Origin of the sequence: Mediterraneibacter sp. ICN-202921 (assembly GCF_037890075.1) — a bacterium.
Lineage (GTDB): Bacteria > Bacillota > Clostridia > Lachnospirales > Lachnospiraceae > Mediterraneibacter > Mediterraneibacter massiliensis.
Map to the genome: position 1 here is coordinate 43,728 of NZ_JBBKBE010000011.1, position 11,465 is coordinate 55,192.

Here is an 11,465-nt window from a genome sequence, read left to right on the forward strand (position 1 = left end):
GAAAGAATATGAAATCGGTTTTGATCATAGGACTTGGGAGATTGGGACATCACCTCTGTGTCAATATGTCCCGTCTGGGCAATGAAGTGATGATCGTGGATGAAGATGAAGAAAGCATGCAGGATCTGCTTTCACATGCAGTCATGGCGAAAGTTGGAGATTGTACGAAAGAGGATGTATTAAAAAGTCTGGGTGTGGGGAATTTTGATATTTGTTTTGTATGTATCGGTTCCAATTTCCAGAGCAGTCTGGAGATCACGAGTCTTTTAAAAGAGATGGGCGCCAAGTATGTTGTCAGCAAAGCGAACCGTGACATTCAGGCAAAATTTTTGCTGCGAAACGGTGCGGACGAGGTGATCTATCCGGACAGGGATGTAGCAGAAAGACTTGCGGTTAAGCACAGTGCGAACCATGTGTTTGACTATATTGAACTGACGGAAGGATATTCAATCTTCGAGATTCCCCCGATGAAGAGTTGGGTGGGAAAGAGTATACGGCAGCTCGCTATCCGTTCCGCCTATCATGTCAGTGTTCTCGGAATCAAGGCAAATGGGCATTTGCAGCTTTTGCCGCAGTCGGATCGGATACTGGAAGAAAAGGATCATCTGATGGTTGTTGGACTGAAAAAAGATATTGACCGGATATTGGAAAATATCTGACAGGAGGAAAGTGTGGAAAAGGCAGGAAGGATTCTCAAACAAGCAGGTATATATAAGAGACTTGTCTACATATTGCGGACTGTACTGATCGTACTGTCCGCCAGTTTTGTCTGTCTGCTGTTAAATCGATTTGGTATAGAAAAAGAAAATGGTCTGATGATTTTTCTGGTAGGTGTACTGTTGATCAGTGCTTTTACAGAAGGATATAAATATGGGATGATCGGGGCTATTGTCAGTGTGATGATGTTTAATTATTTTTTTACTGTCCCGGTGCATACATTTGCGATCAGGAATCCAAATGATGTGGCGCTGCTTGTGTTTTTTCTGATCGCTGCCTGCATTTCTTCGAGTTTGACCGTACGTTTTCAGAAACAGCTTCTGATCTCACAGAGAAATGAGCAGACTGCTCTTAGGCTGTCAGAAATGTCAGAGAAATTTATCAATGTTACGGGGAAAGAAAATATTATCCGTTTGGGGGAAAAATATGTTCAGGAATATACCGGATATGTATGTGTGGTAGAAGAAAAGGGGAAAGCGGATGCCAGAGGAAACTATCTTCTGTTTCCGATAGGAGGAATATTGCGGCAGCAGGGCATACTAAAAGTATTTAATAACAGACAGGGACTGCATCCTGAGCAGGAAATGCTGATCAAGGCTGCCGCTAATCAAATGGGGATCGCCCTGGATCGTGAGATGATCTATGCGCAGCAGGAGCAGACACGGTTAGAAGTAGAACGGGAACACATGAAAGGCAGTATGCTGCGCAGTATTTCCCATGATTTTAGGACGCCGCTTACAGGGATCATCGGAGACTGCGGTCTGATATTAAACGGATATGGCCAGGAAGAAAGAAAACAGAAAAAACTTGTCCGTGATATTATGGAACAGGCGATCTGGCTGAATAAGATGATGGAAAATATTTTGAGTATGACAAAGATTGAAAGCGGGGCGCAGTTTATAGAGACAAGTCGGGAGGTAGTGGATGATCTTGTCTATGAGGCGGAAAAACACATTATCGGGCTGAAAGAACACAGAGACTTTTGTAATTCGCTTCCGAAAGGTGTGATCACTGTACAGGCGGATGGGAAAATGATCATACAAGTATTAGTCAATCTTTTGGATAATGCCATGAAACATACGGAGGAAGGTGGAAAGATCAGCCTGCATGTATTCTTTCGGAAAGGCAGGGCATATTTTATCGTGGAAGATGACGGCAAAGGGATAGAAGAAGGAATGGAAGAAAAGATTTTTGAAGAGTTTGTCTCCATTTCAGAAGGCAACGGGCAGGAGAAGAATAGCGCAGACCGAAAGAGAGGGATCGGACTGGGACTTGCCATATGTAAAGAGGTCGTCAGAGCCCATGGCGGGAAAATATGGGCAGAGAACCGTACGGAAGGCGGAGCAAGATTTACATTTTGGCTGAACGCAGAACAGGTAGGGTAAAATGGAAGAAAAAAAACATATTTTAATTGTAGAGGATGACAAATATATCGTGAATTTCTTATCTATGTCTTTGAAAGAAGAAGGTTATGGATATGATACCGCTGGGACTTTGAAAGAGGCCATCAGTCTTTTTTATGCCAACCGGCCGGATGTGGTGCTTTTAGACCTGGGGCTTCCCGACGGAGACGGAATGGAAGCACTTAAAAATATCCGTGAGATAGCGGACACGCCGGTTATCGTAGTATCGGCAAGGCAGGAGGAACAAGATAAGATACAGGCGTTAGATGAGGGCGCGGATGATTATGTGACAAAGCCTTTTTATATGGGAGAGCTGTTGGCAAGGATACGTGCTTCTATACGCAGAAAAGAGAAAAGAGCAGCAGTGGAGGAAACAGTTTTTAGCAAAGATACACTGACAGTAGATTATGAGAAACGTATGGTGACAGTAAATGGCGAAGAAGTACATTTGACACCGATCGAATATAAGATCCTGCTCCTTTTGATCGAAAACAGGGGAAAAGTATTGACGCAGAACTATATATTAAGAGAGATATGGGGATACAGCCAAGGAGTGGAAGCAGGGACACTCAGAGTGTTTATGGCGACACTCAGAAGAAAGATAGAAGAAAATCCTTCGGAACCTAAATTTATCCTTACAGAGGTGGGGGTAGGATACCGTTTTCAGGCATAAAAATATAGGATGTTTTATAAAAAAGCAGCACATGGACAGCTTTGCTGTGCTTGGAATCATGTGCTGCTTTTCTTTGTGAGAGCCTGCAAAATGTATGGAATCTCTCTTGAATCTGAAAAAATCTGATAGTCCGGTTCTCGTATATCCTCCAGATAATGCGCATCTGAACTGCTGATCATGCGGCAGCCTAAGAAATAGGGATGCTGTTTTTGTATGGTATGGAGATTCCGAAAATCGTGGATCTCTGCGCATGTAAAGGTACTGTCAGGTGGAACAAACCCCAGATTTGAGAGCAAACTGGTAGAAGCTTTGTCAATGTGTGCGGGATACGCTATGCCGCCATAGGAAGATACGAGAGAAAATGTTTCGTCAAAAGCGATATCCGTAGCATTGATCAGAAGTTTTTTGACCGTGCCGATGACCGTGTCGGTCTCATCCATAATCTGCTGTCTGCCAAAGATACGCTCATCGTTTTCTATTGCCTGCAGCCGGTCATATACATACCGATCAAAAAGAAGCGCAGCCTCCAGTTCAGGAAACAGGCAGATCACATGCACCTCTTCCGCTGTACACAGCTCCATGCCAGGAATGACGATAACACCGTACTTTTGTCCATGGTATATGGCTGCAGGGCAGTTCTTACAGCTGTTGTGATCTGTAAGAGCAATGACATCCAGCCCTTTTACAGCCGCCATTCCTACGATATTGGCAGGAGTCATATCCTCATCGCCGCAGGGAGAGAGGCAGGAATGTAGATGAAGGTCATAGTAAAGCCCGTTCATGAGAGCCCGGCCTCATAAATCTCCAGTGCGATGTCAAACACAGGAAGCTGGGTGGACAACACCGTAATGCCTTCCTCCTCGGCTTTTGTCAAGGTCCCTTCATCCAAAGAGACGCCCTCTGCCAGGACGATACAGGACACATCGGCAAGGGAAGCGACGGCAAGAGTATTTTTGTTTCCCATGACAGTGACCCATACACTGTTTGCAGGAGCTTTGCCCATGGCGATACTCAAGAGATCACAGCAAAACACTTTGGAAACAGTGCGCTCCGGATCCCCCTTTGCCAAAAGAGTACATTCCGGCAGGGCAAGAATGGATTTGACTTTCATAGTTATTCCTCCTTTTTCGGTACGCCGAATTCCGAAAGTTCAGCAGTCAGTTTCTGGATATAGTCGCAGAGAAGCTGGGTGTTTTCATCCTGACAGTTTCCAGATAAATTTATAGATTTTGACAGATGCTCAATTTCTTTTGAAAGGCTGGAAATATGTTCCCTTAATACATAGATACAGTCATTGCTTGTAGCGGCGCCGCGCACGATGTCTTCGGCCAGTGTCTGACAGGTAGGCGCTCCGCAGGAACCACAGTCCAGTCCAGGAAATTTTTGCGTGAGTGCTTCTACTGTACTCATCATTTCCAGACTCTCTTTAAACGTATTGCCGAGACGGAATACAGGTTCATATTCTACATTATCATCCCAGTACAGATTGCCGGCTTCTGGTGTTGTGGCGAGATGACTGCGGGATACAGGCTGATATTTTAGGAGCCGTTTTGTTTTTGCCGTGGCAACATAGGCGTTTTCCACAGTCAGCGTTCCTCCTACGCAGCCGCCGCTGCAGGCGTTTAACTCGGCGAATTTCAGACCGTGTATTTTTTCGTCTTCCAGTGCTTCCAATACACGCAAGATATTGACGATCCCATCAGCGGCCAGATAATTGTCTGTCAGAAGCCCGCCGATCTCTCCACCGGAGTTGCCCCATCCGATCCCGATCCTTCCGGAAGCAGAAAGTGGTCTTAATTGGCTTTCATCCCGGCTCATAAGGGGCAAAAGGAGCGGATAGACATCTTTGATCGCAACGACCTTGTCGATATTGCTTTTGTCGATGCCTAAGGGAGCTTTTGCATAGGAGACTTTGGAAGGACAGGGGGAGATGAAAATAATTCCAATCTCTTTAGAAGGCAGTCCTGTCTTTTTCATGGCGCGCTTGCGTGCAATCTCCGCTGCGATTTCTACAGGAGGTTTGATCGGAAGCAGCCGGGGAATGAGAGAAGGAAATTTTACCCGTATCAATCGTACTACAGAGGGACAGGCGGAGCTGATAAAGGGTGCATCTTCTTCATGCGCTTGTATATACTCCCTGGATATTTCAGATACAAGCTCCGCCGCCGCGCTGACCTCGTATACATCATCGAAACCCAGACGGATCAAGGCGTTTAACACGATATCTACATTGGACAGATTATTGTATTGTGCGTACAGCGACGGCGCAGGCAGAGCCACAGTGTATTTGAAATCATTGATCACGGTAAGCGGATCATAGGCAGGGATCTTGGCATGGTGGGGACAGTAACGGATACATCTTCCGCAGTCAATGCAGAATTTATCAATGATATGCGCTTTTCCATTATGTACCCGGATCGCCTGTGTAGGACAATATTTAATACAGTTGATACAGCCTTGACAGGCAGCTTCGTCGAGACGTACAGAACGGATGAATTTATCCATCACAAGGTCCTCCTTCCTATAAAAATACTTTCATTGTGACCGTAGTCCCTACACCGGGCGTACTTTCTATCTGGAACTCATCAGAGAATTTTTTCATGTTCGGAAGTCCCATGCCGGCGCCGAAACCAAGGGAGCGTACCTCTTCAGGAGCTGTAGAATATCCTGCCTGCATTGCTTTGGCGATATCTTTGATACCGGGCCCCTGGTCGGAAAGAATCATTTCGATCACGGAATCAGAGATGGACACGGAGATCGTGCCGCCGTCAGCATGGATGACCATGTTGATCTCTCCTTCATACATGGCAATAGCCGTCTTGCGGATGGCTGTATCGTCCACGCCGAGCTGCTTTAGTTTGTTCTTTATGGAACTGCTCGCCTCCCCGGCACGTGTAAAGTCGTCGCCGGGGATTGTATATTGAAAAGTCAGCTTATCTTTCATCTTATGCACCTCCCCGTAATCCATGTTCGTACAGAATTCCGCAGGCGGTGAACATGAAATGTTCTGTCATCAGAAGCGCGATTTTTTTGCTGCGTGCCAGAGACAGAATATGTTCGTCAGGCTGCTTGCCGCGCACGAAGATGATACAGACGATATCCAGCATTTCTGCCGTCCGTACGACCTGCGGATTACATAATCCGGTGATCAGAACAGAACATTGACCGCAGAACGCAAGAACATCGCTCATCATGTCTGCGGAAAATACAAACTGGGCATCCAGATCTAAAAGTTCTTCTCCGAAAAGTAATTTGGCATCTAAAGCGGTCTGCATTTCTTTGATCGTCATAGATCGTTCCCCCTCACGTAAGAATAGAATACTTTTAGTATATCATTGGAAAGTATAATAAGCAATGCGGAGGATTGTGTAAAATAGATGTAAAAACATAAAATAAGAGCAAAGAAAGAGAAAAAATGTTGAAAAAATGAAAATGGTTCTCAAAAATATTGGTAAAATCTTATAAAAAAATGAAAATAAACTGCTGGAAGTTTATTATATATTGTGTTAATATATAGTCAATGTAGCTCTAAACGCAGAAATGGAGGTTGAAGAATGCTTGAAAAAAAGGAGACTGTTCCGTTTTCCGGAACAAAGGAACAAGAAGAATCACTGAGGAAGGTCATAGCCGAACTCAAAGATGAGAAAGGCGCCCTGATGCCGATCTTACAGAAAGCCCAGGACATATACGGCTATCTTCCCCTAGAGGTGCAGAGGATGATTTCGGATGAAACAGGGATCCCAATGGAAAAGATTTATGGAGTTGCAACGTTTTATTCCCAGTTTACTTTAAATCCCAAAGGAAAGTATCAGATTTCTGTTTGTCTTGGGACAGCATGTTATGTAAAGGGGGCTGGCGATATTTATAATGCCCTGATGGAAAAACTTGGGATCGTTGGCGGAGAGTGCACACCGGACGGGAAGTTTTCTCTGGACGCATGCCGTTGTGTAGGGGCGTGCGGTCTTGCACCTGTCATGATGATCAACGGGGAAGTGTACGGACGTCTGACGGTAGATGATATAGATGATATTCTGGCAAAATACGAATAAACTATGATGCCGGAAATTGCGATGCATATTCTGGATGTGGCGGAAAATTCGATCCGCGCCAAAGCCGCTTTAGTTGAAATTACTGTATCTGTCCAGCCGGGCGAAGATAGGCTGACTGTGCTGATTAAAGACGATGGGTGCGGGATGGATGCAGAACAGTTAAGACATGTGCAGGATCCGTTTTTTACGACCCGGAAGACAAGAAAGATTGGTCTGGGAGTGCCGTTTTTTAAGCAGGCGGCAGAGAGTACAGGCGGTACATTCAGGATAGAGTCAGAAAAAGGAAAAGGAACAACGGTAGAAGCGGTATTTATTCTGTCACATATAGACAGGATGCCTCTGGGAGATATAACTGCCACGATCCATACGCTGATCGTTTTCAATGAAACGACAGATTTCCTTTATACATATCAGTATAAAGACAGGCAGTTTATCCTGGATACAAGACAAATGCGAAAGATCATAGGAGACGATATCTCCTTTGCAGAGAAAGAAATATCTGCGTTTATAAAAGAATATCTGCAGATAAATAAAGAAGAGACAGATGACGGAGCGGATATTTGAGGCGGGAAAGACCGCAGGATCGAGAAAGAGAGGAAAGATATGAAAAGTCTGGAAGAATTACGCGCGATCAGAGAAAAAATGCAGGGAAAAGTAGGAGTACGCGCGGAGAACGAAAATCAGATCAGAGTGATCGTCGGTATGGCGACATGTGGGATTGCAAGCGGCGCAAGACCGGTTTTGAGCGCTTTATCCGATGCAGTCCAGGAAAAGGGGCTGTCTGAGAAGATCAGTGTGACACAGACAGGATGTATCGGTCTGTGTCAGTATGAACCAATTGTAGAAGTAATAGAACCTGGAAAAGAGAAGGTTACATATGTCAAGATGAATCCGGAAAAAGCGTTGGAAGTGTTCAGACTTCATTTAGAAGGCGGCCAGGTGGTGACAAAGTATACATTAAGCGCTGAGGAAAAAATGCGTAAGTAAAAAGGAGGCAGATCACATATGTATCGTTCACATGTATTAGTCTGCGGCGGAACCGGATGTACGTCTTCCGGAAGCCACAGGATTATAGAAAAATTGAAAAAAGAAATTGCGGCGCAGGGACTTTCCGAGGAAGTCGGCGTTGTACAGACGGGCTGCTTTGGGCTATGTGCCTTAGGACCGATCATGATCGTATATCCGGAAGGGGCTTTTTATTCTATGGTCAAAGAAGAGGATATCCCGGAGATCGTATCAGAACATTTGCTCAAAGGAAGAGTAGTTACACGTTTGCTCTATGATGAGACAACAAAGACAGATAAGATCATTCCCTTGAATGAAACGAATTTTTATAAAAAGCAGCATAGAGTGGCGCTGCGCAACTGTGGAGTCATCAACCCAGAGAATATCGAGGAATACATAGGAACAGGAGGATATGAGGCGTTGGGGATCGTCCTGACGGAGAAAAAGCCGGAAGATGTGATCCAGATCCTTTTGGACAGCGGCTTGAGAGGAAGGGGCGGAGCCGGCTTCCCGACCGGTTTAAAATGGAAGTTCGCGGCGGCAAATGATGCTGAACAAAAATACGTCTGCTGTAATGCGGATGAGGGGGATCCGGGAGCATTTATGGATCGATCCATTCTGGAGGGAGATCCCCATGCAGTGCTTGAGGCGATGGCGATCGCCGGATATGCGATTGGGGCATCCCAGGGGTATATATATGTGCGTGCGGAATATCCGATCGCAGTAAAACGGCTGGAGATCGCAATCGGCCAGGCGAGAGAATACGGACTGCTTGGAAAAGATATTTTCGGAAGCGGATTTGATTTTGATATAGAATTGAGACTTGGTGCAGGTGCTTTTGTCTGCGGCGAGGAGACGGCTCTCATGACATCCATCGAAGGCAACAGGGGAGAGCCAAGACCCCGTCCGCCGTTCCCTGCCTTAAAAGGTCTTTTCCAGAGACCGACTATATTAAACAACGTAGAAACCTATGCGAACATTCCGCAGATCATCGTAAAAGGCCCGGAGTGGTTTTCTTCCATGGGGACTGAGAAGTCCAAAGGAACGAAAGTATTTGCTTTGGGCGGAAAGATAAACAATACAGGGCTGGTAGAGATCCCGATGGGGACAACTCTGCGTGAGATCGTAGAAGAAATTGGCGGCGGCGTTCCAAATGGAAAGAAATTTAAAGCGGCACAGACCGGAGGACCATCCGGCGGCTGTATCCCGGCAGAACATTTTGATGTTCCCATTGACTATGACAACCTGCTGGCAATCGGTTCCATGATGGGCTCCGGCGGTCTTATCGTTATGGACGAAGATACTTGTATGGTAGATATAGCTAAATTTTTCCTGGAATTTACGGTAGAAGAATCCTGCGGAAAATGTACGCCTTGCCGGATCGGTACAAGACGTATGCTGGAAATCTTGGATAAGATCACAAAAGGGCAGGCGACCATGGAAGATTTGGATAAGCTGGAAGAACTCTGCGAACACCTAAAGACGAATTCCCTTTGTGCGCTTGGGCAGACAGCGCCGAATCCTGTGCTCTCTACGCTGCGTTATTTCAGAGAGGAGTATATCGCGCATATTGTAGATAAGAAATGTCCGGCAGGTGTATGTAAAGACCTTCTGCAGTATAAGATCGATGCGGACAAATGTAAAGGATGTACACTGTGTGCCAGAACTTGTCCTGCAGATGCGATCATCGGCAAGGTGAAGGAACCGCATATGATCAATCCTGAGAAGTGTCTGAAGTGTGGAGCTTGTATGGAAAAATGCCGTTTCGGTGCAATTTACAAAGAGTAATGGAGGCATAAGAAGATGGAAAATGTGAATTTAAAAATAAATGGCTTACAAGTCACTGCACCTGCGGGTTCTACGATTTTAGAGGCAGCGCGCGGTGCGGGGATAAAAATACCGACACTTTGCTATTTGAAAGAGATCAATGAAATCGGCGCCTGCCGTATGTGTGTGGTGGAAGTAAAAGGCGCAAGAAATCTGGTCGCAGCGTGTGTACATCCGATCAGTGAAGGGATGGAAGTACAGACGAATACGCCTCTCCTTAGAGAATCTAGAAAACGGACCCTGGAACTTCTGCTGTCCAATCACGATAAGAAGTGTCTGTCTTGCGTAAGAAGCGGACAGTGTGAACTGCAGGAATTGTGCCAGGAACTCGGTGTGACGGATGAAAACCATTTCGCCGGGGAGACGACACAATATGAACTGGACGACAGTGCAGTCCACATGATCCGGGATAATAACAAATGTATTCTGTGCAGAAGATGTTCTGCAGTCTGTGAGAAAGTGCAGACAGTCGGCGTGATCGGACCAAACAACCGAGGCTTTGCCACCTTTATCGGATCTCCGTTTAATATGGGATTAGGCGATACAAGCTGCGTATCCTGCGGACAGTGTATCGCTGCCTGCCCGACAGGAGCGCTCTATGAAAAAGACTCTATTGAGGATGTATTAAACGCGCTGGCAGATGAGACAAAGCATGTAGTTGTACAGCCTGCTCCTTCAGTACGCGCTGCGCTGGGAGAAGAATTTGGTTATCCGATGGGAACGGACGTGGAAGGAAAAATGGCGGCAGCTCTTAGGAGGATCGGATTTGACAAAGTATTTGATACAAACTTCAGTGCGGATCTAACGATCATGGAAGAAGCACATGAATTTTTAGATAGGGTGAAAAACGGAGGAGTCCTTCCGATGATGACTTCCTGTTCTCCCGGCTGGATCAAATACTGTGAGCATTATTATCCGGATCAGTTGGAACATCTGTCAAGCTGTAAATCACCGCAGCAGATGTTTGGGGCGATCACAAAAACATATTACGCGGAAAAAATGGGGATCGCGCCGGAAGATATCGTTTGTGTAAGCGTTATGCCATGTACGGCGAAAAAGTTTGAGATCGGAAGAGAAGATCAGAATGCAGCTGGAGTTCCGGACGTAGATATTTCTATCACGACAAGAGAGCTGGCACGCCTGATCAAAAAGCTGGGAATCGATTTTAGAAGCCTTCCGGATGAAGGTTTCGACGATCCGCTTGGCGAATCTACGGGCGCAGCCGTTATCTTTGGAGCAACCGGCGGCGTAATGGAGGCTGCTCTTCGTACTGCGGTAGAAGAACTTACCGGAGAAGAACTTGAAAAAGTGGAATTTGTGGAAGTACGCGGAACAGAAGGTATCAAAGAGGCGGTATATCATGTGGCGGGTATGGATGTGAAAGTGGCTGTGGCATCCGGTCTTAGTAATGCAAAGATTATTATGGATAAGATTCGTGCCGGAGAAGCGGATTATCATTTTGTAGAGATCATGTGCTGTCCGGGCGGTTGTGTAAACGGCGGCGGTCAGCCGCAGGTACATGCAGATGTCCGCAATTTTACGGATGTACGTGCGATCCGCGCGAAAGTGCTGTATGACAATGATAAGGCAAAGACACTGCGGAAATCTCATGAGAATCCTTCGATCAAGAGAGTGTATGAAGAATATCTGGGAGCACCAGGAAGCGAGAAAGCACATCACCTTCTGCATACTACCTATGTAAAGAGAACCATTAATTAGAAGATAAAGTTTAAAAGATCTGTCAGTAGGGCGCGGCTTTGACAAGCGGCGCCCTGCGCATATAATAGGCTG

Annotated in this window: 13 protein-coding genes; 8 read left to right on the plus strand and 5 right to left on the minus strand. The window is 45.9% G+C overall.

Features of this window, described 5'->3' with window-relative positions; genetic code table 11:
- Positions 1 to 8: 8 nt before the first annotated feature.
- Genes WKT01_RS09610 through WKT01_RS09620 form a run of 3 tightly spaced genes read left to right on the plus strand, consistent with a single transcriptional unit; the run spans position 9 to position 2,793 of the window.
- Positions 9 to 659 (plus strand): potassium channel family protein, encoded by a 651-nt coding sequence (locus WKT01_RS09610; protein WP_059068786.1) that lies wholly within the window; start codon positions 9 to 11, stop codon positions 657 to 659.
- A gap of 12 nt (positions 660 to 671) precedes the next feature.
- A complete protein-coding gene (locus tag WKT01_RS09615) occupies positions 672 to 2,102 on the plus strand; it encodes a sensor histidine kinase (protein WP_117974800.1) in 1,431 nt (476 codons plus the stop codon).
- Position 2,103: 1 nt separating this feature from the next.
- Positions 2,104 to 2,793 carry a response regulator gene (locus tag WKT01_RS09620; protein ID WP_059068790.1) on the plus strand — a complete coding sequence of 230 codons (690 nt, stop codon included), beginning with the start codon at positions 2,104 to 2,106 and terminating at the stop codon, positions 2,791 to 2,793.
- A 56-nt stretch (positions 2,794 to 2,849) separates the two neighbouring features.
- Here WKT01_RS09620 and WKT01_RS09625 read toward each other — a convergent pair whose 3' ends face one another.
- From WKT01_RS09625 to WKT01_RS09645, 5 genes are read right to left on the minus strand one after another with little or no spacing between them, the layout of a single operon-like run.
- Complete coding sequence (locus WKT01_RS09625) at positions 2,850 to 3,575, minus strand: PHP domain-containing protein (protein ID WP_059068792.1); 726 nt, start codon at positions 3,573 to 3,575, stop codon at positions 2,850 to 2,852.
- On the minus strand, positions 3,572 to 3,904 hold the full coding sequence (locus WKT01_RS09630; RefSeq protein WP_059068795.1) for a DRTGG domain-containing protein: 333 nt from the start codon (positions 3,902 to 3,904) through the stop codon (positions 3,572 to 3,574). The genes WKT01_RS09625 and WKT01_RS09630 overlap by 4 nt, the downstream gene beginning before the upstream one ends.
- 2 nt (positions 3,905 to 3,906) lie before the next feature.
- On the minus strand, positions 3,907 to 5,298 hold the full coding sequence (locus WKT01_RS09635; protein WP_117974802.1) for a [Fe-Fe] hydrogenase large subunit C-terminal domain-containing protein: 1,392 nt from the start codon (positions 5,296 to 5,298) through the stop codon (positions 3,907 to 3,909).
- A 16-nt stretch (positions 5,299 to 5,314) separates the two neighbouring features.
- Positions 5,315 to 5,737: an ATP-binding protein gene (locus WKT01_RS09640; protein ID WP_059068799.1), complete on the minus strand. Its 423-nt coding sequence runs from the start codon at positions 5,735 to 5,737 to the stop codon at positions 5,315 to 5,317.
- Position 5,738: 1 nt separating this feature from the next.
- A complete protein-coding gene (locus tag WKT01_RS09645) occupies positions 5,739 to 6,083 on the minus strand; it encodes a DRTGG domain-containing protein (protein ID WP_059068800.1) in 345 nt (114 codons plus the stop codon).
- A gap of 264 nt (positions 6,084 to 6,347) precedes the next feature.
- Between WKT01_RS09645 and nuoE the strand changes: the two genes are divergently transcribed.
- Genes nuoE through WKT01_RS09670 form a run of 5 tightly spaced genes read left to right on the plus strand, consistent with a single transcriptional unit; the run spans position 6,348 to position 11,393 of the window.
- Entirely contained in the window at positions 6,348 to 6,842 is a 495-nt protein-coding gene (gene nuoE, locus WKT01_RS09650; protein ID WP_059068802.1) for an NADH-quinone oxidoreductase subunit NuoE, read from the plus strand.
- Positions 6,843 to 6,845: 3 nt separating this feature from the next.
- Positions 6,846 to 7,406, plus strand: coding sequence for an ATP-binding protein (locus WKT01_RS09655; RefSeq protein WP_059068803.1), 561 nt, complete (start codon positions 6,846 to 6,848; stop codon positions 7,404 to 7,406).
- A gap of 39 nt (positions 7,407 to 7,445) precedes the next feature.
- Positions 7,446 to 7,829 carry a (2Fe-2S) ferredoxin domain-containing protein gene (locus WKT01_RS09660; protein WP_059068805.1) on the plus strand — a complete coding sequence of 128 codons (384 nt, stop codon included), beginning with the start codon at positions 7,446 to 7,448 and terminating at the stop codon, positions 7,827 to 7,829.
- 18 nt (positions 7,830 to 7,847) lie between these two features.
- Entirely contained in the window at positions 7,848 to 9,635 is a 1,788-nt protein-coding gene (nuoF, locus tag WKT01_RS09665; RefSeq protein WP_059068807.1) for an NADH-quinone oxidoreductase subunit NuoF, read from the plus strand.
- 15 nt (positions 9,636 to 9,650) lie between these two features.
- Positions 9,651 to 11,393, plus strand: coding sequence for an NADH-dependent [FeFe] hydrogenase, group A6 (locus WKT01_RS09670; protein ID WP_059068809.1), 1,743 nt, complete (start codon positions 9,651 to 9,653; stop codon positions 11,391 to 11,393).
- Positions 11,394 to 11,465 lie beyond the last annotated feature (72 nt).

Bases quoted from the DNA above. Each gene is read 5' to 3' on its own strand.
- WKT01_RS09610 (WP_059068786.1), top strand. From the start codon at position 9: ATGAAATCGGTTTTGATCATAGGACTTGGGAGATTGGGACATCACCTC.
- WKT01_RS09620 (WP_059068790.1), top strand. From the start codon at position 2,104: ATGGAAGAAAAAAAACATATTTTAATTGTAGAGGATGACAAATATATC.
- WKT01_RS09625 (WP_059068792.1), bottom strand. From the start codon at position 3,575: ATGAACGGGCTTTACTATGACCTTCATCTACATTCCTGCCTCTCTCCC.
- WKT01_RS09630 (WP_059068795.1), bottom strand. From the start codon at position 3,904: ATGAAAGTCAAATCCATTCTTGCCCTGCCGGAATGTACTCTTTTGGCA.
- WKT01_RS09635 (WP_117974802.1), bottom strand. From the start codon at position 5,298: ATGGATAAATTCATCCGTTCTGTACGTCTCGACGAAGCTGCCTGTCAA.
- WKT01_RS09640 (WP_059068799.1), bottom strand. From the start codon at position 5,737: ATGAAAGATAAGCTGACTTTTCAATATACAATCCCCGGCGACGACTTT.
- WKT01_RS09645 (WP_059068800.1), bottom strand. From the start codon at position 6,083: ATGACGATCAAAGAAATGCAGACCGCTTTAGATGCCAAATTACTTTTC.
- nuoE (WP_059068802.1), top strand. From the start codon at position 6,348: ATGCTTGAAAAAAAGGAGACTGTTCCGTTTTCCGGAACAAAGGAACAA.
- WKT01_RS09655 (WP_059068803.1), top strand. From the start codon at position 6,846: ATGATGCCGGAAATTGCGATGCATATTCTGGATGTGGCGGAAAATTCG.
- WKT01_RS09660 (WP_059068805.1), top strand. From the start codon at position 7,446: ATGAAAAGTCTGGAAGAATTACGCGCGATCAGAGAAAAAATGCAGGGA.
- nuoF (WP_059068807.1), top strand. From the start codon at position 7,848: ATGTATCGTTCACATGTATTAGTCTGCGGCGGAACCGGATGTACGTCT.
- WKT01_RS09670 (WP_059068809.1), top strand. From the start codon at position 9,651: ATGGAAAATGTGAATTTAAAAATAAATGGCTTACAAGTCACTGCACCT.